Origin of the sequence: Pyruvatibacter mobilis, from assembly GCF_012848855.1 — a bacterium.
GTDB lineage: Bacteria > Pseudomonadota > Alphaproteobacteria > CGMCC-115125 > CGMCC-115125 > Pyruvatibacter > Pyruvatibacter mobilis.
This window is the reverse complement of record NZ_CP051630.1, coordinates 1,204,035-1,227,035: the sequence shown is the minus strand read 5'-3', so window position 1 is coordinate 1,227,035 and position 23,001 is coordinate 1,204,035. Positions and strand designations below refer to the sequence as shown.

Annotated in this window: 22 protein-coding genes; 11 read left to right on the top strand and 11 right to left on the bottom strand. The window is 59.5% G+C overall.

All coding sequences use genetic code 11. The annotated features are described in order from the left end of the window. Nucleotides 1–15 precede the first annotated feature (15 nt). The 3 genes from HG718_RS05790 to HG718_RS05780 form a co-directional block, all read right to left on the bottom strand. Entirely contained in the window at nt 16–921 is a 906-nt protein-coding gene (locus HG718_RS05790) for a ComEC/Rec2 family competence protein (RefSeq protein ID WP_160587710.1), read from the bottom strand. Then, nucleotides 918–1,616 carry a hypothetical protein gene (locus HG718_RS05785; RefSeq protein ID WP_160587709.1) on the bottom strand — a complete coding sequence of 233 codons (699 nt, stop codon included), beginning with the start codon at nt 1,614–1,616 and terminating at the stop codon, nt 918–920. Before HG718_RS05785 ends, HG718_RS05790 begins: the two co-directional genes overlap by 4 nt. A gap of 333 nt (nt 1,617–1,949) precedes the next feature. Next, complete coding sequence (locus HG718_RS05780; RefSeq protein ID WP_160587708.1) at nt 1,950–2,831, bottom strand: NAD(P)-dependent oxidoreductase; 882 nt, start codon at nt 2,829–2,831, stop codon at nt 1,950–1,952. A 124-nt stretch (nt 2,832–2,955) separates the two neighbouring features. Between HG718_RS05780 and HG718_RS05775 the strand changes: the two genes are divergently transcribed. Both HG718_RS05775 and HG718_RS05770 read left to right on the top strand, forming a co-directional pair. Beyond that, entirely contained in the window at nt 2,956–5,367 is a 2,412-nt protein-coding gene (locus tag HG718_RS05775; RefSeq protein ID WP_160587707.1) for a penicillin acylase family protein, read from the top strand. A gap of 47 nt (nt 5,368–5,414) precedes the next feature. After that, entirely contained in the window at nt 5,415–5,900 is a 486-nt protein-coding gene (locus tag HG718_RS05770) for a MarR family winged helix-turn-helix transcriptional regulator (protein ID WP_027837739.1), read from the top strand. Here HG718_RS05770 and HG718_RS05765 read toward each other — a convergent pair. Beyond that, nucleotides 5,897–6,379 carry a flavin reductase family protein gene (locus HG718_RS05765; RefSeq protein WP_160587706.1) on the bottom strand — a complete coding sequence of 161 codons (483 nt, stop codon included), beginning with the start codon at nt 6,377–6,379 and terminating at the stop codon, nt 5,897–5,899. The genes HG718_RS05770 and HG718_RS05765 overlap by 4 nt on opposite strands. 299 nt (nt 6,380–6,678) lie before the next feature. On the opposite strand from HG718_RS05765, the gene motA reads away from it, so the two are divergent. The 9 genes from motA (at nt 6,679) to HG718_RS05720 (ending at nt 15,871) form a co-directional block, all read left to right on the top strand. Continuing rightward, the gene (gene motA / locus HG718_RS05760; protein WP_027837737.1) at nt 6,679–7,542 is read left to right on the top strand and encodes a flagellar motor stator protein MotA; all 864 of its coding nucleotides are present in this window, start codon (nt 6,679–6,681) and stop codon (nt 7,540–7,542) included. A gap of 60 nt (nt 7,543–7,602) precedes the next feature. Continuing rightward, nucleotides 7,603–8,547: a flagellar motor protein MotB gene (locus HG718_RS05755; protein ID WP_027837736.1), complete on the top strand. Its 945-nt coding sequence runs from the start codon at nt 7,603–7,605 to the stop codon at nt 8,545–8,547. Nucleotides 8,548–8,644: 97 nt separating this feature from the next. Next, on the top strand, nt 8,645–9,178 hold the full coding sequence (locus HG718_RS05750; protein ID WP_160587705.1) for an RDD family protein: 534 nt from the start codon (nt 8,645–8,647) through the stop codon (nt 9,176–9,178). A gap of 68 nt (nt 9,179–9,246) precedes the next feature. After that, nucleotides 9,247–11,100: an SLC13 family permease gene (locus HG718_RS05745; protein WP_027837735.1), complete on the top strand. Its 1,854-nt coding sequence runs from the start codon at nt 9,247–9,249 to the stop codon at nt 11,098–11,100. A gap of 33 nt (nt 11,101–11,133) precedes the next feature. After that, nucleotides 11,134–11,907, top strand: coding sequence for an arginyltransferase (locus HG718_RS05740; RefSeq protein ID WP_160587704.1), 774 nt, complete (start codon nt 11,134–11,136; stop codon nt 11,905–11,907). 130 nt (nt 11,908–12,037) lie between these two features. Then, entirely contained in the window at nt 12,038–13,180 is a 1,143-nt protein-coding gene (locus tag HG718_RS05735; RefSeq protein ID WP_160587703.1) for a TRAP transporter substrate-binding protein, read from the top strand. A gap of 12 nt (nt 13,181–13,192) precedes the next feature. Then, nucleotides 13,193–13,726, top strand: coding sequence for a TRAP transporter small permease subunit (locus HG718_RS05730; RefSeq protein WP_244624783.1), 534 nt, complete (start codon nt 13,193–13,195; stop codon nt 13,724–13,726). After that, nucleotides 13,726–15,366 (top strand): TRAP transporter large permease, encoded by a 1,641-nt coding sequence (locus HG718_RS05725; protein ID WP_160587702.1) that lies wholly within the window; start codon nt 13,726–13,728, stop codon nt 15,364–15,366. The genes HG718_RS05730 and HG718_RS05725 overlap by 1 nt, the downstream gene beginning before the upstream one ends. A gap of 19 nt (nt 15,367–15,385) precedes the next feature. Then, nucleotides 15,386–15,871: a hypothetical protein gene (locus tag HG718_RS05720; RefSeq protein WP_160587701.1), complete on the top strand. Its 486-nt coding sequence runs from the start codon at nt 15,386–15,388 to the stop codon at nt 15,869–15,871. A gap of 12 nt (nt 15,872–15,883) precedes the next feature. Here HG718_RS05720 and parC read toward each other — a convergent pair whose 3' ends face one another. The 7 genes from parC to HG718_RS05685 all read right to left on the bottom strand — a co-directional run bounded on the left by parC (nt 15,884) and on the right by HG718_RS05685 (nt 22,962). After that, complete coding sequence (gene parC / locus HG718_RS05715) at nt 15,884–18,145, bottom strand: DNA topoisomerase IV subunit A (protein WP_160587700.1); 2,262 nt, start codon at nt 18,143–18,145, stop codon at nt 15,884–15,886. 150 nt (nt 18,146–18,295) lie between these two features. Then, nucleotides 18,296–19,027: a DNA repair protein RecO gene (gene recO / locus HG718_RS05710; RefSeq protein ID WP_160587699.1), complete on the bottom strand. Its 732-nt coding sequence runs from the start codon at nt 19,025–19,027 to the stop codon at nt 18,296–18,298. Between the two features lie 165 nt (nt 19,028–19,192). Further along, nucleotides 19,193–20,116 carry a GTPase Era gene (gene era, locus HG718_RS05705; protein WP_160588135.1) on the bottom strand — a complete coding sequence of 308 codons (924 nt, stop codon included), beginning with the start codon at nt 20,114–20,116 and terminating at the stop codon, nt 19,193–19,195. Beyond that, a complete protein-coding gene (gene rnc / locus HG718_RS05700; protein WP_280179185.1) occupies nt 20,106–20,729 on the bottom strand; it encodes a ribonuclease III in 624 nt (207 codons plus the stop codon). The genes era and rnc overlap by 11 nt, the downstream gene beginning before the upstream one ends. A 122-nt stretch (nt 20,730–20,851) precedes the next feature. Continuing rightward, nucleotides 20,852–21,607: a signal peptidase I gene (lepB, locus tag HG718_RS05695; protein ID WP_160587698.1), complete on the bottom strand. Its 756-nt coding sequence runs from the start codon at nt 21,605–21,607 to the stop codon at nt 20,852–20,854. A 146-nt stretch (nt 21,608–21,753) separates the two neighbouring features. Continuing rightward, entirely contained in the window at nt 21,754–22,185 is a 432-nt protein-coding gene (acpS, locus tag HG718_RS05690) for a holo-ACP synthase (RefSeq protein ID WP_027837725.1), read from the bottom strand. Nucleotides 22,186–22,197: 12 nt separating this feature from the next. Beyond that, entirely contained in the window at nt 22,198–22,962 is a 765-nt protein-coding gene (locus HG718_RS05685; protein ID WP_160587697.1) for a pyridoxine 5'-phosphate synthase, read from the bottom strand. Between the last annotated feature and the right edge of the window lie 39 nt (nt 22,963–23,001).

Sequence of the window (23,001 nt, the reverse complement as noted above, 5' to 3'; positions counted from 1 at the left end):
ACGGATTTGGCCTTCTCAGGCACAAATAGGGTCCAAGAGCGCTAAGATTTTCTCGAATTCTAGCATGCTGTCAGTCTTCGGCTCGCTCGCGCGACCCGGATAGACTACATAGCGACCAAATTGATTAACGTTGATAGTCAATGTGCCATCTCGCCGTGTCGTAAGAACGTGACGAAGCTTTGGATCAAAGATATTTTCGGTCCCTGATCTATCCACAATTCCTTTAGTCCGGCGGCGATACCATGAGTTTGTATTTTGCGTTTCATATCGCCGTCGTTTATCAGAAAAAATAACCACATCAGGCCGCATTGCTCCCATTGCTTCCTCATTTCTACCGCTATCGCGACCATGATGCGAAGCAACAAAAATGTTCGCATCAGAAATGACGCGCCTAATATCTGGGTTCAGCATCAAAAGCTGCCAGCCAAGTTTTTCTAGATCACCCCCGAAGACAATTTTGAATTGACCATATTCAACAACCGCAACCACACTCAGATCGTTTGTTGTAGAAATTCCGGCATCACCATAATTCAGCCAACACCAAGTCACTCGTGCACCCCCAAGGTCTATCTCAGAGATGCCGACCGTGGGTCCAAATGCTGCAATCACGTCACGAACTAAATTCAGTGCGGGAGACGAGCCAGATGTCTTGAGCGCGTCAAACTCTTTTACCCCGATAGAGGGGTTACTGAAGAGTCCGCAAATGCTGACATTGCCAACGAGAGAGCAAATCCCTTCCACGTGATCGTGATCGAGATTTTGGAGGGTCAGCATGTCAATGGTCTGGTTCCAATAGCAAGCACCAGGTGAGAACCCTTCATCCCCTCCGGCGCCGCAATCAAACATAAGCAGTTTCCCATTGGGGAACCGGATCGAAGCGCAAGCCCCGTGCCCAACGTCATGAACCACAATTTGCATCATGATCGTCGGTCCTTATCTGAAATTGACTTTGCGTAAGCCAAGAGCACTTCAAGCGCGTAAAGACGATAAAATTTCAGGTAGCGCAGGAGTAGAACAAGCCAAACGATCCCTGCTGCCGTACTCATCACTAAATGTGTTTCCACGAGATCGTGCCATCCGCCCTCACACCAATTCGAAACGCCGATGTACAGAGCGCCGACGAACGTTGCCAAACCTAAGAAGCTCATGTTCCGGCAAAATCCGTACAGCTTGAGAAAAGATTCCATTCGAGCGGAAGAGATCGGATTGTGTCGAGCCACCACATATGCGCGCCAGAATACTCCGTCTACGGAGTTGTTTGCGGTGAGGTTCTCGCTTTGCGCGACTGCTGAAAGTTGCTTTTTTGGCATCTCAGCGAAATAGCCCCGGAACAGAGGTCTAAGACTTGCCCCTAACCGGCCTGGTGGCCCTAGACCAATTAGATGAGCCGTGGGAGCCCCCAGTACTTTGCCGACGAACAGTTTTTCCAATACCCAACTTGACGGCGACGCTACGAGATGCCCGGCCAAATATGCTGCGATCAAAAAAAGGAGACCTTCCGAAAACGTCCACCCAGATGTAAACACCAGCCGGGTATCGAAAAGGACATCAGAAATAGCAAATGCAACCACGCCGCAAGCGACGTAGGCAAAAGCGTCATAATCTGAAAATTTCAATATATTGTCCATACAAGATGGACATCTACCATATTCTGTGCTCCGCGGTCAAAATATTTACGATTCGTTAGTGTTTATCTACGCCAAATTCGCCAGAATTTACTTTTCCCCAGTACCTAAGCCGCGTTTATCCTGTCCAAACCTCGCCCTATCCTGCGTGAGCTACACAGCGGGCCTGTCCCTGGTTTGCTGTGCAGGATGCGCTGCCATCGCGACTTTGACCACCGGACATCGGACATTCAGACATGGACATGAAGGACCGCTATGGCAGCGTTCACCCGCTTTGTCCCGATCCACGTCCTGCATGAACAGCGCAGGAACGTTACCGCTCGGCTAGTCCTTGCGCAGCCGAGCAATCAGGCTCGACGTATCCCAGCGGTTGCCGCCCATATCCTGCACCTCGGCATAATATCCATCGACAAGCCTGGTCACCGGCAGTGAGGCGCCATTGCGTTCGGCTTCAGCCAGGCAAATGGCAAGGTCCTTGCGCATCCAGTCCACGGCAAATCCGAAGTCGTATTCGCCTTTTGACATGGTCTCCCAGCGGTTCTCCATCTGCCAGCTCTGCGCTGCGCCCTTGGAAATCACGTCGATGACGGCGGCCACATCAAGCTCTGCCTTTTGGGCAAAGTTGATCGCCTCTGACAGCCCCTGCAGGAGACCACCAATGCAGATCTGGTTGACCATTTTCGTCAGTTGGCCGGACCCGGTCGGTCCCATCAGCCGGGCCTGTTTGGCGTAGGCAGCCATCACCGGTTCAGCCGTCGCATAATCCGCCTCGTCACCGCCGCACATAATCGTTAGTTGACCATTCTCGGCACCGGCCTGACCGCCGGAAACAGGCGCATCCACGAAACCAAAGCCGCGGGACTGTGCCTCTGTGGCCAACTCCCGGGCCAGATCAGCTGACGCCGTCGTATGATCGACGAAGACCGTCCCCGGGGCCATTCCATGAAAGGCCCCGTCGGGCCCAACGGTAACCGACCTCACATCGTCATCATTGCCGACGCAGGCAAACACGATCTCGGCACCCTCAGCCGCCTTTGCAGGTGTCCAGGCCCCGCTCCCTCCGTGGCTCGCCTTGTAAGCTTCCCGCCATTTCTTGGCCTTGGCGGTGGTGCGGTTCCAAACGGTCACCTCATGGCCGGCCTCGGCCAGGTGCCCGGCCATGGGAAACCCCATCACGCCGAGACCGATAAACGCCACTTTCGCCATATGGTAACTCCTGTCGCACGTGCTTATCTGTTGCGCGCACTAAACATGAATCGAGCCAGAACCGGAATACGCATCCGCGCGTAGAATCCGACAAGCCGACATTCACTCCGGGGGGAGCAAGACCGTGTTTGCAAAGATCATCCGTTGGGGCGGAATCACGATCACCGCGCTGCTGACGCTTGTTGCCCTTCTCATCCTCAATCTGATCGGTCTCTCGCAACGGGCCCTGCCAGACTATGACGGGAAGGCCACGGTGAACGGCGTCACAGCGCCGGTGGACATCGTGCGCGACGAGTACGCCATTCCCCACATCTTTGCCCAATCAGATGCTGATGCCGCTTACGCCCTGGGATACGCCCATGCCCAGGACCGGCTATGGCAGATGGAGCTGTTTCGCCGCGTTGTGCAGGGGCGGCTATCCGAAATTTTCGGGGCACCTGCCCTGCCCGCTGATCGCGTCATCCGCACGCTCGACATGTATGGCCATGCAGATCGCTCCCTCGACGATCTGTCGCCGGAACTGCGAAGCATGCTGGATGCCTATGCACGCGGCGTGAATACCTACATAGAGGCGTCTGATCGCCCGCTGCCACCAGAATTTCAGATGCTCTGGCACGAACCCGAACCATGGCAGCCAGCGGATTCCGTAGGGCTCGTCAAACTGCTGGCTGCCGGCCTGTCCGGCAATGCCTTTTCGGAAATCCTCCGCACACGGCTGATGGAGGTCCTGTCCGATGAGGAGCTCGAGACTTTCGACCCACCCTACGATACCGATAGCAAACCGGCGATCCGCGATATGGCCCGGTTGTATCGTACCTTGGGCCTCGAACGGATTCTGGCTGCCATCCCGGATACCGGCCCACCTGGCGCCTCAAACAACTGGGTCGTGGACGGAACCTGGACAAAGAGCGGTAAACCGCTCCTCGCCAACGATCCGCATCTGGGAATGCTCGCCCCGTCCATCTGGTACGCCGCCCATATGAGCGCCGATGGCGCCAACATCATCGGCGTCACCATCCCCGGCATCCCTTCGATCATTCTCGGCCGCAATGACTATATTGCGTGGGGTTTCACCAACACGGGACCGGACACACAGGATCTCGTGATCGAAGAAGCGAACCCCGACGCACCAAGCCAGTACCGCACCCCGCAAGGGTGGCAGGACTTTACAACACGCGAGGAAACAATCCGGGTCCGCCTGGGCGAGGATGAAACGCTCACAATCCGGGAAACACGCAACGGCCCGGTTCTCGATGCATTGGCGGACACCGTGGATGATGTGGTGAAGGACGGCCACGTTGTGGCCTTGAGATGGACAGCGCTCACAAGCGAGGACACAACGATCGAGGCCGGATACCGCTTCACAAAGGCCCGGAGTGTGACCGAGTTCTTCGAAGCCACCCGCCTGCATGTATCCCCCATGCAAAGCATGGTCGTGGCAGATACTGAGGGTAACATCGGCATGATCGCCCCCGCCCGCGTGCCATTGCGGGGTGAAGCCCATTCGACTGGTGGTTTACTCCCGGCGTCTGGTGCCACGGCAGCGGACGAGTGGCAGGGGCTCGTCCCCCACGCCGGTCTGCCTCAGATCATCAACCCGGCCCACGGTTACATTGCGACTGCCAACAACAAGATCATTCCCGATGATTTTCTCTACTACATTTCATCAAGCTGGGACGCGCCCTACCGGGCCAACCGCATCGAGGAAATGATCGAAGCGAAGCGCGACCACGACGTCGCCAGCTTTGAAGCCATTCTGGCCGACAACAAATCGCAAATGGCAGAAAAGCTGACGCCCTATTTCACCAGCGTCGAACCGGAAACCGACCAGATGGCCGAAGCGCAGAACCTGTTGCGCAACTGGGACGCAAGAATGGAGAGAGATGCCAGCCAGCCGCTCATCTTCCATGCTGCTCTGCGTCGCCTACATGCTTCTCTGTATGCGGACGAACTCGGCGAGCTTGCAGATAGCGCGTCGCGCCGCCGGGAAACATTCATCCTCAATGCGCTTTCCGGATCAGACCCCACTGCTGCCAAGTGGTGCGATGACAGGCTTACGCCGGAACCAGAGCATTGTACGGATGTCGTCCGTAAAGCACTCGCAGCCGGTCTTAACGACCTCAACGCACTATATGGAACCGACATGAGCACCTGGCGCTGGGGCAAGGCGCATCCTGTCATCAACAACCATCTGCCGTTCGGATTCGTGCCCGTACTGCGGGATATCTTCAACATCGAACGGGAAAGCGCCGGGGGACCCTACACGGTCAACAGAGGACAAACTGGCAGCAGCACGGACCGTCCCTTCGCCAATGTCCACGCGGCGGGGTACAGAGCCGTCTTCGATTTCAACGATTTGGACAATTCTGTTTTCATCATCTCGACCGGTCAGTCCGGCAACCCCACATCTCCCTGGTACGATACATTCGCAACTCTCTGGGCGGACGGTGAACACGTTCCCATGATCACCGAGCGGTCGCAGATCGAAGCCAATGCCATAGGCACGCTCCGCCTGATGCCCGGGACAGATCTTTAACAGGGAAATTTCTGACGTGCGCTGCCGCCACGCACTATACTGATTTGATGATCAAGGACCCGCCGAAAGCCGCGCCGCAGCCGGACCCCCGCGAAATCGAAGAAGCGCTTGAGTTCTCTACATTGCTGCAGGAGTTCGGCCGGCTGCTGTCCGGTGAGTACGACCGGCGCATGCCGATGAGCCGATCCGGCTCACAGATCCTCGGGCTGCTCATGGAACGTGACGGCAGGACCCAGACCGAACTGGCCGAGGATATGGGCATCCACAAAGTGTCGGTCGGTCCCCATGTCGACGAGCTTGAGAAAAGCGGGCTGGTGGAAAGACGTCCCCACCCGACAGACCGGCGATCCAAGCAGATCTGGCTCACCGACTACTTCCACAGCGTCAAGTTTCTCGGCCAGGGCGTTTTCACCATGATCCACGCCCGCGCCAAGGAAGGTATCTCACCGGACGATTACGCCCATGCGCTGAAGGTCCTCTCGCGCATGCGGGACAACGTGAAGGCTCTGAAGGAAGAGACCGGCGGCGCCTAGCCGGTGATCGCCGCGTATTTCCCGCGGAAGTAGAGCAACGGATCTCCGTCCTGCCGCGACTGCATGCCCTTCACACGGCCCACCAGAATGACGTGATCACCGCCTGCGTGGCGGTGCTCGACCTCGCATTCGAAATGCGCAAGTGCCCGTTCAAGAACCGGCAAACCAAGCACCGGCCCGTCGCTGAACCCATGGTCTCCGACACCGTCCCGACCGGTCCGCGCCATGTCATTACTGACATTCATGTCGTCAGCAGCAAGCACGTTGATCGCGAAACGATCCGCAGCCTGAAAATCATCAAAGCAATCCGACGACTTGTCGATGCACCACAGCACGAGCGGCGGGTCCAGAGACACTGAAGAGAATGAATTCGCCGTGATCCCGACCGGCGCACCGTCCGGCCGGCGTGTTGTCACAACGGTCACACCGGTGGCAAAGCAGCCGAGCGCGTTACGGAATTCGCGAGAATTTTCTGTCATCAAGTCTAGCCCCGGCGAAGGTCGGATCGTGGAGTGGCCCCGCCCGGCACTTCTAGTGTGGTTCCCCCCTCCGGCACAATGGCGGAATTGGCCCGGTGCACCGGAGAGTATGAACGCAGCTGCAAGACCACCACGTACCCAGGCCAGCAGACGCTTGTGCATTTGCAAAGCATTAACCACGCTCGTCAACCTCAACCGCGTGTTAACGCGATTGGGGGAAAGTTCCGGTCAGATAACGTCAGAAAAGTCCCTTGCCCTGCGGCGCGCGGACTTGCGACCAATTCGGGGCCTTCCGTGCGATGAAGCTTATTGTCGGCATTATTACTGTTTTTGTCTGCGTGCTTGGCGGCTACGCGGCAATGGGCGGCAAGCTGGGCGTGCTGTGGCAGCCCTTCGAAGGCGTCATCATTCTGGGTGCCGCGCTGGGCGCCTTTATTATTGCGAACCCCGGAACCGTCATTAAGCAGATGGGGGGTGCCATGGGCACCCTCATGAAAGGTTCGCCTTACAACAAGGACAGCTATCTCGAATTGCTGTCCTGCCTGTTCCAGTTCTTCAAGCTCGCCAAAGCCAAGGGCAACCTAGCGCTGGAAGCCCACGTCGAGAACCCGCACGACTCCGAAATCTTCAAGCAGTTCCCCTCCGTGGCCTCTGACCACCACGCCGTCGACTTCATCTGCGACTACATCCGCCTGATCACGCTGGGTACGGAAAACCCCCACGAGATGGAGGCGCTGATGGATGAGGAATTGGAGACCCATCACAATGAACGCCACCAGCTGGTCGACGCCATGCAGGCCCTTGCCGACGGCACGCCCGCTCTTGGCATCGTTGCCGCCGTGCTGGGCGTGATCAAGACGATGGGCTCGATCAACGAACCGCCGGAAGTGCTCGGCAAGCTGATCGGTGGCGCCCTCGTCGGTACCTTCCTCGGCGTGTTCGTGGCCTACGGGTTCTTCGCGCCGATGACGGCCTCGCTCAAAGCAACCTATGACGCGGAAGCCAAATACTATCAGTGCATCAAGGCTGCGATCCTGGCGCATCTGTCTGGCTACCCGCCGGCGGTCTCTGTTGAGTTCGGTCGCAAGGCCCTGCTCAGCGACACGCGCCCGACATTCGCCGAACTCGAAGAGAAGACCGGCTCCCTGCCCCAGCCGGCCTAGGCACCGGCCCGAGGCTTCGGGTGAAGTCACACTAACCGCAAGGTACAGGCAACCGCGTCCATGGCAGTCACTAACGAACAGCCGATCATCATCAAGAAGGTGAAGAAGGCAGCCCACGGCCACCATGGTGGTGCGTGGAAGATTGCCTATGCCGACTTCGTGACCGCGATGATGGCGTTCTTCCTGCTGATGTGGCTCATCTCCATGACTACACCGGAACAGAAGGACGGTCTTGCCGACTATTTCGCCCCGCCTAACATCTCCCGGTCTACCTCCGGGTCTGGCGGTGTGCTCGGCGGCACGGCACATGATTCAAGCGGTGCCCGTGAAGGCGGCGCCATCACTGCCATCGTCATGTCTCTTTCTCCGCCTGCGGAAGAAGAAGAAGAAGGCGACAACAAGGGCAAGACTCCGGGCGACGGCAGTGTCAATGACAAGACAGCCCACGGCGCCGAAACAGAACACGAGGACAAATCCCTGATCGATGAAGGCAAGGCGAAAAAGGAAGCCCGTTCCTTTGCCCGTGCCGAAATGTCGATCCGTCAGTCCCTGCAGGACCTACCCGAACTCGCTGAACTCTCCAAGCACATTATCATCGATGAAACCCCTGAAGGCCTGCGCATCCAGCTCGTGGACCAGGAGGGGCGGTCAATGTTCCCGACGGAAAGCGCCATCCCCTATGAGCGCACCCGCGTGCTGCTCAACAAGATCGGTGAAACCCTCCGCCAGCTGCCGAACCGCATCACCATCGGCGGTCATACGGACTCACGGCCCATGTCATCCGGCGACGACTACTCCAAGTGGGAACTCACCTCGGACCGGGCGAATGCCGCCCGCCGTGTGCTGATGGATGGCGGTCTCAAGGAAAACAGGATCTACCAGGTCGCCGGCAAGGCTGACTCTGAACCCCTGTTCCCCGAGGATCCGTTCATGGCCGCAAATCGGCGAATCTCCATAGTGCTGCTGCGCGAAGCCCCGGTACTGCCGCCCAGCCGCAACCGCTGATCCGGCACACCGGATCGCAGCAAACAACCTGCCCTATTGCACCGTCTGTCTGAACTCCCCATTTTACTCCCAACACCGTGAATTATGGGAGATGCGCATGGCAGCGCTCGACCGCCCGGACGGCGTGCACTGGCGCGAGGCAAAGGGCGATGATCCGATCCATATCGACGCTGATCGCTACCCGGAACTCTTTGAAGGTGTCTTGGGCAAACGCGTCATCGCATTCCTTGTGGACTGGGCCCTGCTCGCCGTAGCCACAGTTTTCCTCACCATCATTCTGGCAATACTGGGCATTTTCACCCTCGGGCTGCTCTGGCCGTTGATTAGCCCATTGGCTGCCCTGATGTGGCTCGGCTACTTCGCCGTCACAATCGGCGGACCGACATCGGCGACGCCTGGTATGCGTTTCACCGGCATCGAAGTTCGCACATGGGACGGCGCCCGGCCGGGCATGGTGCAGGGAGCCCTGCAGTCCCTCCTGTTCTGGCTGAGCTGGACCGTTACCGTTTTTGTCGTTCTCGTCCCCCTGTTCAACCAGCGCCGCCGCTGCCTGCACGACTATCTGATCGGCACAATCGTCATCAACACGCCGGACCAGATTCCACCTGACGCGCGTGTGATTTCCGGCTAGGAAAACTGCGAAAAATCGCATCAAAAAGCCGCTTGGCAATTTACCGGCACCATGCCTAGATGCACGCCATGGAGGCCGATTTTTCCCACGTCTGGCAGATGTGGGTGGTGTTTGGCGCGATCATCGCAGCCATCGCCGCCTACGCGTCGGAAGACATTCCGCTCGAAGTAACCTCGCTGGCGCTGGTCGCGGGGCTCCTCGCCTTTTTCCACTTCTTTCCGGTTGAGGCAGGCTCGGGAAATCTCCTGAACCCCGAGAACCTGCTAGCAGGTTTCGCCGACCCGGCCCTGATCGCGGTCCTGGCCCTGCTGGTGGTCGGCCAGGGACTGTTCCAGAGCGGTGCCCTGGAAGACGTGGCGCAGCTGACAAACGCCAACGCAATCCGTGCTCCGTACCTCACCCTTGGGGTTATGCTGGTAGTTGTACTGGTCGTTTCAGGCTTCATGAACAACACGCCGGTCGCGGTGATCTTTATTCCCGTCGTCTCGGCGTTGGCGGCCAAGGCTTCCATCTCGTCGTCAAAGATGATGATCCCCCTCTCCTACGCGTCGATCCTAGGGGGTATGACCACACTAATCGGTTCATCAACCAACCTGCTGGCATCCGGTGCAGCCTCACGCGCAGGTCTCGACCGGATCGGTTTCTTCGATTTCACGATCCCCGGTGTCTTTCTGGCAGCCATTGGCATCGTCTACGTCGCCTTCATCCTGCCCCGCCTTATGCCTGCGCGCGCCAATCTCACCGAGGAAATGGGTGGTTCCGGCAAGCAGTTCATTGCGCAGCTCCAACTCGGCTACGGCCACCCGCTGGTGGGCAGCAAGGCAACCGGGGGTATGTTCCCGTCCCTCAAGAACATCACCGTCCGCATGGTCCAGCGCGGTGAGCGGCCATTCCTGCCACCCTTTGAGGACATGGTTCTACGGCCCGGTGATACACTCATCATCGCAGCCACTCGCGCCACGCTGATGGAGGCTCTCAAGCAGGAGCCGGATATCTTCCAGGGCCTGATCCACCAGGACGGTGGACCAAGCGACCCCGACAGCGATGATGAGCAACGCCCGGTCCGCGACCTGATGCTGGCGGAGACCATCGTAGCCCCCGGTTCGCGAATGATCGGCCGCAACATCGAACAGGCCGGCTTCCGCATGGAGACGGACTGCATCGTCCTCGGCGTGCAACGGCGCAGCCGCATGATCCGCACGCAAATGAGCGATATACGCCTCGAAGCCGGTGATGTGCTGCTGATCGTAGGCAACCGCCAAAGCGTTCGCGGCCTCCGCACCAGCCGCGACTTGCTGCTGCTCGAATGGTCCGCGACAGAAATTCCGCATCTGAGCAATGCCCGCACCGCCCAGATCATCCTCGGCGGCACGGTCGTTTCCGCGGCATTGGGCATTGTGCCCATCAGCATCGCAGCTGTCGCCGGTGCTCTGGCGATGATCCTCACCGGCTGTCTCAACATCCGTCAGGCCTCACGCGCCATCGACCGGCAGATATTCCTGCTCGTCGGCGCGGCGCTGGCACTCGGCACGTCCCTTGAGGCGACCGGCGGGGCAACCTTCCTGGCGCAGCAGGTCATCCTGGTGTTCGACGGGTTCGGCGCGGCGGTGGTGCTCTCGGTATTCTTCCTCCTTACCGCGATCCTCACCAATGTGCTCTCGAACAACGCGACAGCAGTGCTCTTCGTACCCATCGCGGTAAGCACTGCCAGTCAGCTGGGCATTGATCCCATGGTGTTCGTGTATGCGGTGATCTTTGCGGCGAACTGCTCTTTCGCCACGCCCATGGGCTATCAGACCAACCTTCTGGTAATGGGTCCCGGGCATTATCGGTTTTCCGATTTCATGCGTGCCGGGGCGCCGCTGGTGATCATTCTCTGGCTTGCTTTTTCGCTCTTCGCCCCGTGGTATTATGGCTTCTGAGCCACAATTGCCCGTCCCGAGCCGGAGACCAAGGTGACCCACCACGCAGGCAAGACCGCCCCGCGCTTCTATCTCACCGCCGAGACGCCCTGTCCCTATCTGGAGGGCAAGATGGAGCGCAAGGTCTTCACGCACCTGCTGGATGCAGACGCGGACGCCATTAACTCCATGCTGACCACAGCGGGCTTTCGCCGCAGCCAGACCATTGCCTACAAACCGGCCTGCGACGGCTGCTCGGCCTGCGTCTCGGTCCGCATCCCGGTAGATGCTTTCGAGTTGACGACCTCCTATCGCCGCATCCTGCGCAAGAACCGCGATCTTGTGCGCATCCCGCGCGAACCCATGGCCACCGAGCCACAGTATGAGCTGCTCCATAAATATCTCAATCAGCGCCATGCCAATGGTGGCATGTCCGACATGGACGACGATGATTTCGCTGCGATGGTGGAAGAAACGACTGTCTCTACGCTCATGTTCGAGTACTGGACGAAGCCGGACCCTGACGATGACGCAGCGGAACCCCTTGGCCGGGACCGGCTTATCGCAACGGCCCTGACCGACGTGATCGACGACGGCCTGTCCATGGTCTACAGCTTCTTTGATCCGCAGGAGCACGCCCGCAGCCTCGGCACCTACATGATCCTGGACCACGTGGCGAAGGCCCGTGAGCTGGGCCTCCCCTACGTCTATCTGGGATACTGGATCGAGGGATGCCGCAAGATGTCCTACAAGGCCCGCTACCGGCCGCTTGAAGCCCTCACAATGGAAGGCTGGATGCGGCTGCCGTCCGAAAAGGCCAGAGCCTGAGACCGGGCTGGCTGCCTCCCCCCACCTTTTGCTCTCTCCTAGCTGGCTCAGGGTGCTCCCACGGCTTTATTGCACCGGGGCGGTCCATCCCTATACTGCGGCTCAAATATCTCCGGGGAGACAATCGACCATGAAACGCAGGGATTTCCTGACCGGCGCCGCCGTGACCGGTGCCGCCGCCGCGACTCTTGCCGTTGCCGGCTGCGACAGCGGCCAGAACACGGCGGATTGCGCTCCCGGAACCGAGCCCGCAAGCCCCGCCATCGTCACCAACAAGCGCAAGCTCAAGATGGTGACCACATGGCAAAAGAACTTCCCTGGCCTGGGCACCTCTGCGGAGCGCGTGGCCAAGCGCATCGAGGACGCGACGGACGGCCAGATTTCGATCAAGGTATATGCTGCCGGTGAACTTGTTCCGGCCTTCGAATGCTTCGACGCCGTCTCCAATGGTACGGCAGATTGCTACAATGGCGCTGAGTATTACTGGCAAGGCAAGTCGGTCGGATTTTCATTCTTCACCGCCGTCCCCTTCGGGATGACCGCCAACGAACTGACCGCCTGGATCTACCATGGTGGCGGTCAGGAACTGTGGGATGAACTCTCCGCCCGCTTCAATCTCAAGGGCTTCCTGTCCGCCAATACGGGCGTTCAGATGGGCGGCTGGTTCAACAAGCAGATCACGTCACTGGAAGACCTGAAAGGCCTCAAGATCCGCATGCCGGGGCTCGGTGGTGAAGTGATGCGCCGTCTTGGCGCCGCCGCTGTCAGTCTTCCGGGTCCGGACATTTACCAGGCCTTGCAAACCGGTGCCATCAACGCAACAGAGTGGGTCGGCCCGTGGAATGATCTCGCCCAGGGCTTCTACAAGGTCACGAAGTATTATTATTGGCCGGGCTTCCATGAACCGGGTGCCGCCCTCGCTACCGTGTTCAACAAGGATGTTTATGAGAGCCTCACCAAAGGCCAGAAGCAGATCATCCAGACTGTCTGCCATACGGAACACGATTACACGCTCGCAGAATTCAACCAGAAGAACGCCGGTGCACTGGATACGCTGATCAAGGATCACGGCGTGGTACTTGAAAAGTTCCCGGCCGATGTCTTTGCGGGCATGCGCGAAGCGTCAGCTGCCGTACTGGCTGACGTCTCGCAGGAAAGCGAAATCGCCGGACGGATCTATTCCAGCTTCAAGGAAAACCTCGAAAACTCGATCCGCTGGACGCGCATCTCTGAAGAAGCCTACGTCAACATGCGCACCGCCAATGCAGGTTAGGCAGGAGCGTCCGTGACCCGTCTCACCGGTTTCATTGATGGCCTGAACGAGCGCCTGGGCCGTGTGGTCTCGTGGCTCGCCCTGCTGATGGTAGTCGTCCAGTTCATCGTCGTCATCCAGCGCTATGTCTTCGGCATCGGCTCGATCTGGATGCAGGAGTCCATCGTCTACATGCATGGCATGCTGTTCATGCTGGCGGCGGGTTACACCTTGCTTCACAACGGACATGTACGCGTGGACGTTTTTTACCGTGAAGCAACCCCGCGGCGGAAAGCCCTGACGGATCTGTTCGGCTCCCTGTTCTTTCTGCTGCCCATGTGTGCCGCGATCATCTGGCTCGCTTGGCCATATGTATCCAGCTCATGGTCCATCCTCGAAGGGTCGAAGGAAACCAGCGGCATCCATGGCGTCTATCTTCTCAAGAGCGTCATCATCGCCTTTGCGGTACTCGTGGCCCTGCAAGGCGTCTCACTGGCCCTCCACAGTCTGCGCATCCTGTCTGGCCAGGAAACGCCGAGTGATGAAACCCCGCCGGATATCGTCTGATGGCCATTGCTGACATTCTCGACATCGCCATGTTCGCGACGGCCTGCCTGTTTCTGCTCGCAGGTTTTCCTGTGGCTTTCACGCTTGCAGGCACGGCGCTGATCTTCGCCATTCTCGGAGCTGCGCTGGGCGTCTTCGATCTCTCCTTCCTGGGTGCCTTCCCGCAACGCATCTTCGGCACCATGACGAACGAGACGCTGATTGCCGTCCCGCTCTTCGTCTTCATGGGCGTGATGCTGGAACGCAGCCGCGTCGCCGAAGAACTGCTCGAAAACATGGGCCGCCTGTTCGGCACTATGCGCGGCGGCCTCGGCATATCGGTCACGCTGGTTGGCGCGCTGTTGGCCGCATCCACCGGCATCGTTGGTGCCACTGTCGTGACCATGGGGCTCCTGTCACTGCCGACCATGCTCAAGCGCGGCTATGACCCTGCCCTCGCTACCGGATCGATTGCCGCTGCCGGCACACTCGGCCAGATCATCCCGCCGTCAATCGTGTTGGTATTGCTGGGCGACGTGATGTCCAGCGCCTATCAGAACGCGCAACTCTCCATGGGTAACTTTTCGCCGGACGCCCTGTCCGTGGGCGACCTGTTTGCCGGCGCTTTGCTGCCCGGCCTCATGCTGGTGGGCCTTTACATCGCCTACCAACTCGTGATGGCCATCGTGAAGCCTACTTCGTCACCGGCGATGGAACTGGAGCCGGGCGAAACACGCCCCGGCCTGGGCGTTATTCTTCAGGCACTCGTCCCCCCGATCCTCCTCATCGTCGCCGTGCTGGGGTCGATCCTCGCCGGCATCGCCACTCCGACAGAGGCGGCGGCCGTCGGTGCAGTCGGTGCCACGCTCCTAGCAGGTTATCGCGAGCCACAGCCGGTCCTGGCATCTGAAGATCACGGGACAACGCGCCGCCTGACGCTGAGGGTGCTCGGCGCCGTGCATATGCGCGGCCTCCTGCCACCAACGCTGGCAGCGCTGGCACTTGCCGGCCTGTTCGTTCTGACTGCCCTCTACGACCTCCGCCTCGGACTTGAAACGGTACCTGAAGGCACGGAGGTTGCCCGCATCACGGCATTCATCCTGTGTACTGTCATAGCCTGGGGGCTGCTGGTCTGCCTGCTGCGCACACTGGCAAACAATTGTCTTACCCAGGTCGTGCGGACGACCACCGAGATCACGTCCATGGTGTTTGTGATCTTGGTTGGTGCAGCCCTATTCAGCCTTGTCTTTCGGGGTCTGGGCGGTGATGACACGGTCCACGAATTCCTGAATGCCATGCCCGGCGGTGTCGTGGGGGCAATGATCATCGTGATGGCCGTGATGTTCTTTCTCGGCTTCTTCCTCGATTTCATCGAGATCACTTTTGTGGTGGTCCCGGTCGTTGCGCCGGTGCTGTTGATGATGGGGGTCGACCCCGTGTGGCTGGGAGTCATGATGGCAATCAACCTCCAGACATCATTCCTGACCCCACCTTTCGGTTTTGCACTCTTCTACCTCCGCGGCGTTGCCCCGCCTGAAGTCAAGACGACCCACATCTACAAGGGCGCATTGCCGTTTGTGGCCATTCAGCTATTGGCGCTGATCATTCTTTCGCTGTTCCCCGAAATCGCCACATGGCTGCCCGAGACTGTCTTCGGATAGTCCGAAAGTGAGTTGATCCATGAGTGAAAAGAGCAAGTCCGGCGCGACCGGACCAAATCCCCTCGCCTCAACGCTTGCGATCTTTGCCGTGGTCGGCATCGCGTCGATTGCGATCACCCAGGGATGGATCGAGTTCGACGAAGACCCGATCCAGCTTACGCTCACAGCGCCCGAAAAGGTCATCCTGCCCACCCGCGGCGATGTCCCGCTCACTTACACCGTGAATCTGAAGAACAATACCAAGGAACCCGTTGTCCTCGAAGTCGCGAACCCCTGCCGCATTCACCGGTGGTTCGTCGCAGATGCCGGGGGCAATTTCGTGCAGGGCGAGCCGGAGGAGACCTGCGCCCAGGTGGTCATGAATGCCGACCTGACGCCAAGCTCCTTTGTCGAGGACTCAAACGAGATCATGCTGGATGCCGCCCGCTATAAGGCAGGCGAACAGTATCAGCTGATGGTCCGCTTCTGGGGCTACGACAAAGTGCACGTCTTCGAAGCCGAATAGAGTTCAGACGGGCTAGAGATCCGTCTGAATCGACCCGTCACGAGGTGCCCAGTCGCGCTTGGGGAAACCGTTGGGTGGCAAGCGTCCTGCCTGGGCTCGTTCCCCGCGCCAGTCCTTGAGTACCTTGGCATCAAGCGACTTCTGGCCGCCTCCATCGCGCCACTGGAACCCGTCCTTCAACTTGAAGACCTTGGCGTGACGAAGGCCGCCATCCTTGTAGCGCTGCAGTCGGACACCACGTCCCCGCGCCATGCGGTTCACCTGGTCCAGCGGGAACAGGAGCAGTTTCCGGTTCTCGCCCATAACCGCCACCGTGTCTCCATCCGCAACGGTGCAGATAAGAGCCTCATCGCCGGCAGCCACGTTCAGAACCTGCTTGCCTTTGCGGGTCATGGCGATGATGTCATCCTCATCAACCACGAACCCATGGCCGCCTTGCGAGGCTACCAGCAACGACCGCCCCGGTTGGTGGACGAACATCGCAACCACGCTCTCCCCGTCGCCAAGATCCACCATCACGGATACAGGTTCACCGAACCCACGTCCGCCGGGTAGCTTGCCAGCATCCAGCGTGTAGAACCGGCCATTGGTGGCAAACAGGATGACTTTGTCCGTGGTCTGAGCATGAATCGCGAATTTGGGGCCGTCACCGGCTTTGTATTTGAGCGACGACGTATCGTCCGTGTGGCCCTTGAGCGTCCGCACCCAGCCACTCTCAGAGCAGACCACCGTAATCGGCTCCTTGACCGTCAGTTCTTCGACAACGGCCGCTTCATCCACATCAGGCGCGTCGGCCAGAGTCGTTCGGCGTTTGCCAAGCGTCGACTTGGGCCCAAAGCTCCCCTTCAGTTCCTTAAGCTCACCGGCAATTGTATCCCACTGCTTGCCTTCGGACTTGAGCAGCGCATTCAGTGTTTTCCGCTCTGCAGTCAGGTCCTTGTGCTCACCTTTGATTTCCATCTCTTCCAGCTTGCGCAGGGACCGCAAGCGCATGTTGAGAATGGCCTCGGCCTGCACGTCGGTCAGCTTGAAGGTCTTGATCAGCTCCTTCTTCGGTTCATCCTCCTCACGGATGATACGGATGACCTCATCAAGATTGAGATAGGCGATCAGGTAGCCTTCAAGCACCTCCAGCCGGTGCGCGATCTTGTCGAGACGGAACCGCGTCCGGCGCAACAGCACATCCCGCCGATGATCAAGGAAGGCCTGCAGACTGTCCTTGAGGCTCATCACCTGAGGGACCTGTCCGCCACTCAACACATTCATATTCAGCGGAATCCGCACTTCCAGGTCCGTCGCACGGAACAGGCTCTCCATAAGGACCTCAGGCTCCACGGTGCGTGTCTTTGGCTCGAGCACCAGCCGGATGTCCTCGGCGGATTCATCGCGGATATCCGACAGCAATGGAAGTTTCTTTGCCTGCAGCAGGTCGGCAACCCGCTCAATCAGTTTGGCCTTCTGCACCTGATAGGGCATCTCGGTGACAACAACCTGATAGCCCCCCCGCCCGATATCCTCACGCTCCCATTTCGCACGCAGACGGAATGACCCGCGCCCGGTGCGATATGCCTTGGCAATCTCCTCGGCAGGTTCAATCAGAACGCCGCCGGTCGGAAAGTCCGGGCCCGGAACATATTTGAGAAGCGTATCGTCCCGCGCGTTGGGTTGCTTGATGAGATGCAGCGACGCATCCACCAGCTCAGCTGCGTTGTGCGGCGGAATGGATGTCGCCATGCCGACGGCGATACCCGTCGTGCCATTGGCCAGGAGGTTGGGGAACGCCGCCGGCAACACCACCGGCTCTTCATCCTCGCCGTCATAGGTCGCCCGGAAATCGACAGTATCCTGATCCAGCCCATCGAGCATGAGCCGCGCGACCTCGGTCATGCGGCTTTCCGTGTACCGCATGGCGGCCGCATTATCACCGTCGATATTGCCGAAGTTCCCCTGGCCTTCCACCATCGGATAGCGCTGTGCGAAGTCCTGGGCCAGGCGCACCAGGGCATCATAGATCGACTGGTCGCCATGCGGATGGTACCGGCCGATCACTTCACCTACGACGCGGGCGCATTTCTTGAAGCCCGTATTCGGATCCAGCTTCAACTGCCGCATGGCGAACAGAAGCCGGCGCTGCACAGGTTTCAGGCCGTCCCGCACATCCGGCAGCGCCCGCTGGGTAATCGTCGACAGCGCATAGGCAAGATAGCGCTCTTCAAGCGCCTCGCGCAGGGCAAGAGGCTGGGCATTGTCCGGAGGGGTGGTCGGTTTACTCATCGGGTCGGTCGCAGATCAGATCCGTCGGAAGGAAGATTTCGGGCTGCGGGATTACGAATCAATCCCATAAGCCAAGGCTTGTTGGTCGCCCGCTGGACCATACCGGTCAAGCGATCAAATATGGCCGGGAATGGGGCCTGGCGTGGCGGTTCAAGCCCTGCGCATCAGCTTTTCAAGTTGGTCGGGTAGTGACATACGGGGAGCCGGAAGGACCTTGTCGTTAGGGGCCAGCACCCGTTTCTCCAGGAAAAAACCCGTCAGCCTGAGCCCGGCAAGCACATCCCCCACACTGGCCTCCATGGCTCCTGTCAGGAAGGCAGGCAGGACCAGCAGCCGCTCTTTGTACTGGCCCGCTGCTTCAGCGGTGACCGCCCGCCCGGATCGGGGAGAGACATAAGCGAGGTTCTCTGTTTCACCCGTCAAAGCACAGGCCTGCAGGTCAAGCCCAAACCCGAGATCCTCAAGCAGCCCAAGCTCCCAGCGCACCAGCAATACCGGCCATGTTTCAAGGTCTTCAAGCGCCTCCAGGACAATCATCAGCCCGTCAAAGACCTTCGGATGCGCTTCCCGCTCCGGCAACAGTGCGCTGGCAACCGACGCCGCAGCCGTCAGCCCCGCCAGGGCAGCCCTGTCGCCCAGCGCGACACCCACGCGCTCCCGGGCCGGTTCAACAGCATAATTGCCGAGATGCTCCTGAAGCCGCGCCCGCCACACCAGCCGCAAGCCATTGCCAGGTTGCAGGATCCCACGCATTTTCTTGGAAGAGCCGCCCCGCACAAGGCCAAGATGGCGACCATGGTCTCGCGTCAGAGCCTCCAGAATGACAGATGACTCACCATATGGGCGCACATGCAGGACAATGCCGTCATCAGTCCACTCCATCGCGGGTTACAGCGCCCGTTTTGACGTAAGTTGATGTGGTTGAGTCGGCAAATTCAGGTTGAGCGTCACCAATTTCACCCCGAGGGTTGCAACAATTCGACAACGGAATTGTAACTGTGCACGGGCTTATCCACTCATGTGGACATATCGGAACCGGTCCGGTCGTCAGGCCCGCCCCGGATAATCGAGCCCCATCATACGATAGCGCTCAGGATCATCTGCCCAGTTTTCTCGAACTTTCACGAACAGGAAGAGATGCGCCCTGATCCCGAGTGCTTCCTCGATGTCCTTGCGGGCCGCCTCGCCAATATCCTTGACGGTCGCCCCGCCCTTCCCCAGCACGATGCCCTTCTGCCCGTCCCGCTCAACGTAGATCACCTGGCTGATCTTCACGGACCCGTCTTTCCGCGGCTCCCAGGCTTCAGTCTCCACCGTAGTGGCATAGGGCAATTCTTCATGAAGGCGCAAAAACAGCTTCTCCCGGGTGATTTCCGCCGCAAGCACGCGCTGCGACAGATCCGCCACCTGATCCTCGGGATAGAGATAAGGCCCTTCAGGCATCATCTCCGCCAGACATGTTCGCAGGTCGTCCACGCCGGATCCTGACAGAGCTGAAATCATGAAGGTATGCGCAAAGGGAACCGCCTCATTTGCGACTGCAGCAAGCTGCATCAACCGTTCCTTCGGCGCCTCATCCACCTTGTTCAGGACGAGCACCAGCGGCATCTTTGCGTCCTGCAGCGACGCAAGTATCGCCTGGAAACCCTCATGTTCGGGCGATGTGCGCTTCGCATCCACGATCAGAGCCGTGGCATCGGCCTCTTCTGCGCCACCCCACGCAGCCGCGACCATGGCCCGGTCCAGACGCCGCTTGGGCGTAAAGATGCCTGGTGTATCCACGAAAACGATCTGGCTGTTGCCTTCCATCGTAATGCCGCGAATGCGTGCCCGGGTGGTCTGAGCCTTATGGGTGACGATTGCCACCTTCTGCCCCACCAGTTGATTCAGCAGGGTGGACTTGCCCGCGTTGGGAGCACCGATCAGTGCAACAAATCCAGCGCGGGTCGTCTCGGTCGTGTCAGTTGTCATTCGTGTTTTCCAGATCAGCAATCAGGGCTGCCGCTGCGGCCTGCTCAGCAGCCCGCTTTGACGCACCGTCAGCACGCGCAATACCTGCTTCGCCCCCATCCACCTCGACGGTGAAAACCGGCGCATGATCAGAGCCGGCCCGCGCGATGGTGCGATAGGCGGGATGGCTCAGACCACGGGCATGCAACAGCTCCTGCAGCACGGTCTTGGAATCCCGCGGCACCTGCGCAACCGCATCGAACGGCCCGCTCCAGTTCTTGAGGATGAACTGCCGCGCCACCTCAAGGCCACCATCCAGATAGAGGGCAGCAATCACGGCTTCCATTGCATTGGCGAGGATCGCCGTCTTGTCACGCCCGCCCTGACGTTCCTCGCTTGGTGCCAGCCGGAGGAACGCGCCAATCTCCAGGCCCCGGGCTACCTGTGCACAGGTCTCCCGTCGCACCAGCTTGTTGAGGCGGGGCGCCATCTCCCCTTCTGTCGCGGACGGAAACCGCTCGATCAGGGCATCGGCAATTACCAAACCCAGCACCCGGTCACCGAGAAACTCCATGCGCTCATTGTCCACGCCGCCAGGTGCCGTTGCACTGGCATGGGTCAACGCACGTTCCAGTAAAGTGGGATCGGTAAATTCGTGGCCGAGGACCTGTGCAAGCGCGGCAGGCGACTGCCCCTGCCCGGCTCCACGCCCGGTTTTCCCACCGGCGCGTCTGGTCTTCGTCTTGGGCTGCCGCGTCAATTGACACCCTGTCCAATACGGCCCCATCGGGTCACCGACGGCCAACGCCAGAACTCCCAGAAACTGGCGGAGCCATCTGTCGAATAGAAAATGAACTCCGCGCGCCCGACCAGGTTCTCGAAGGGAACATAACCCACAGCACCGGGAATGCGGCTGTCCTGGCTGTTGTCGCGGTTGTCACCCATCATGAAGTAATGGCCAGCCGGCACGGTAAACACGCCAGTGTTGTCCCCTGGACCATTGCGCAGCTCGTCCAGCGTCAAATAGGTCTTGCCGTTCGGCAATGTCTCCCGGTAGCGCGGGATGCGACTGATATTGCCGTAGCGGTCTTCCTCGAGGAAATCCTCGACCCGCTCGCGAGGCACGGCTTCCCCGTTGATGAAAAGCTGTCCGGAACGCATCTGGATCTTGTCACCCGGCAACCCGATCAGGCGCTTGATGTAATCCGTGCGCCCGTCACGAGGCAGCTTGAAGACAATGACGTCACCCCGCTCCGGCTCCCCCGCGAAAACACGACCCGAAAACAACGGCGGGCTGAAGGGTAGCGAATGCTTGGAATAGCCATAGGCGTATTTCGAGACAAACAGGTAATCGCCGATCAGCAGGGTCGAGAGCATCGAGCCGGACGGGATGGAAAACGGCTGAAACAGAAGCGCCCGAATGACCAGCGCAATGAGAAGCGCATAGCCGATGGTTTTGACCGTCTCGATCGTCCCGCTGGACTGCTCCACCGTATTCGTCTTCTCGGACATTCTGCTGCTTTCCACCTGTGGCCGCCAAAGCGTCTGCACGCGCGGCAATGCTTACCTATAGGTCGGATATCATGAAGAATTGCCACATATATGGCGCTGATAGCCTCATACGCCCGCCCATGCAACGTTGAGCGGCCCTCAGAGCTCTATCGCCCGGTCAAACCGGACATTTCCGCCACATCTGCCGGTACGGCTGAAATGATCACAATCGCCTGAGCCAGGGGCATGTCATCCGTTATCGTCAGGTCGATCTGCGCAACCATGCCTGAGGGTGTCATCCGCTCCAGATGGCCCAAGGCACCGCCGGTCAGCACCATCGTCGGTTTTCCGCTCCGCAGATTGGCAACCCCCATGTCGCGCCAGAATGTGCCCTGGCGCAGTCCGGTCCCCAGCGCCTTTGAGCAGGCTTCCTTGGCAGCAAAACGCTTCGCATAGGATGCTGCCCGATTGCGTCGACGCTCGCTCTTGGCCTGCTCAACCTCGGTAAACACCCGCTGGATGAACCGGTCACCGAAGCGCTCAAGTGTATTCTCGATACGGCGGATGTCGATCAGGTCATTGCCGATGCCAAGGATCATCAGCACCCCTCCTCAGGCAATCTGCGTGGACGAAGACCGGGCCTGGTCCATCAGAGCCCGCATGCGCCGGATGGTGGAATCGAGTCCTCCGAAAATGGCCTCACCAATCAGGAAGTGGCCGATATTGAGCTCAACGAATTCCGGGATCGAGGCAACCGGTCCCACGCTCTCGAAGGTGATGCCATGACCCGCATGCATCTCAAGCCCCATCTCGCGTCCCTCCCGCGCCGCAATCCTGAGGCGCTCAAGCTCTGAGGCTGCATCTTCGGCACGGCCTTCGTTGACCGCGTCACAAAAGGCACCGGTATGCAGCTCCACCACCTGGGCCCCCATGGCTTTGGCGACGGCCAACTGGATCCTGTCGGGGTTGACGAAGAGAGACACGCGGATGCCCGCATCCACCAGCTGCCCGACATAGGGTGCCAGATGGTTGTGCTGAGCGGCGGCATCGAGGCCGCCTTCTGTTGTCAGTTCTTCCCGGCGCTCGGGGACCAGGCAGCACGCATGCGGCCGGTGCCGCAAGGCAATGGCCAGCATTTCATCCGTAGCCGCCATTTCAAGATTGAGCGGCAAAGTGATCGCACCCATCAGACGATCAATATCACCGTCCGAGATATGACGGCGATCTTCGCGCAGATGCGCAGTGATCCCGTCTGCCCCAGCCTTCGCAGCCATTTCAGCTGCGCGCACAGGGTCCGGGTGCTGGCCGCCCCGAGCATTCCGGATGGTGGCCACGTGATCTATGTTGACGCCAAGGCGCAAGGATGAAGTGCTCATGGTGGGAAATGTGGTGCGCCGCCATGTGGAAGTAAACAG

Coding starts and splice junctions, on each gene's coding strand:
- recO (WP_160587699.1), bottom strand. CDS start 19,027: ATGGAGTGGACTGATGACGGCATTGTCCTGCATGTGCGCCCATATGGT.
- acpS (WP_027837725.1), bottom strand. CDS start 22,185: ATGATCCTTGGCATCGGCAATGACCTGATCGACATCCGCCGTATCGAG.
- motA (WP_027837737.1), top strand. CDS start 6,679: ATGAAGCTTATTGTCGGCATTATTACTGTTTTTGTCTGCGTGCTTGGC.
- HG718_RS05735 (WP_160587703.1), top strand. CDS start 12,038: ATGAAACGCAGGGATTTCCTGACCGGCGCCGCCGTGACCGGTGCCGCC.
- HG718_RS05790 (WP_160587710.1), bottom strand. CDS start 921: ATGATGCAAATTGTGGTTCATGACGTTGGGCACGGGGCTTGCGCTTCG.
- HG718_RS05750 (WP_160587705.1), top strand. CDS start 8,645: ATGGCAGCGCTCGACCGCCCGGACGGCGTGCACTGGCGCGAGGCAAAG.
- lepB (WP_160587698.1), bottom strand. CDS start 21,607: ATGTCCGAGAAGACGAATACGGTGGAGCAGTCCAGCGGGACGATCGAG.
- era (WP_160588135.1), bottom strand. CDS start 20,116: ATGACAACTGACACGACCGAGACGACCCGCGCTGGATTTGTTGCACTG.
- HG718_RS05780 (WP_160587708.1), bottom strand. CDS start 2,831: ATGGCGAAAGTGGCGTTTATCGGTCTCGGCGTGATGGGGTTTCCCATG.
- HG718_RS05765 (WP_160587706.1), bottom strand. CDS start 6,379: ATGACAGAAAATTCTCGCGAATTCCGTAACGCGCTCGGCTGCTTTGCC.
- HG718_RS05720 (WP_160587701.1), top strand. CDS start 15,386: ATGAGTGAAAAGAGCAAGTCCGGCGCGACCGGACCAAATCCCCTCGCC.
- HG718_RS05725 (WP_160587702.1), top strand. CDS start 13,726: ATGGCCATTGCTGACATTCTCGACATCGCCATGTTCGCGACGGCCTGC.
- HG718_RS05755 (WP_027837736.1), top strand. CDS start 7,603: ATGGCAGTCACTAACGAACAGCCGATCATCATCAAGAAGGTGAAGAAG.
- HG718_RS05745 (WP_027837735.1), top strand. CDS start 9,247: ATGGAGGCCGATTTTTCCCACGTCTGGCAGATGTGGGTGGTGTTTGGC.
- parC (WP_160587700.1), bottom strand. CDS start 18,145: ATGAGTAAACCGACCACCCCTCCGGACAATGCCCAGCCTCTTGCCCTG.
- HG718_RS05770 (WP_027837739.1), top strand. CDS start 5,415: ATGATCAAGGACCCGCCGAAAGCCGCGCCGCAGCCGGACCCCCGCGAA.
- HG718_RS05685 (WP_160587697.1), bottom strand. CDS start 22,962: ATGAGCACTTCATCCTTGCGCCTTGGCGTCAACATAGATCACGTGGCC.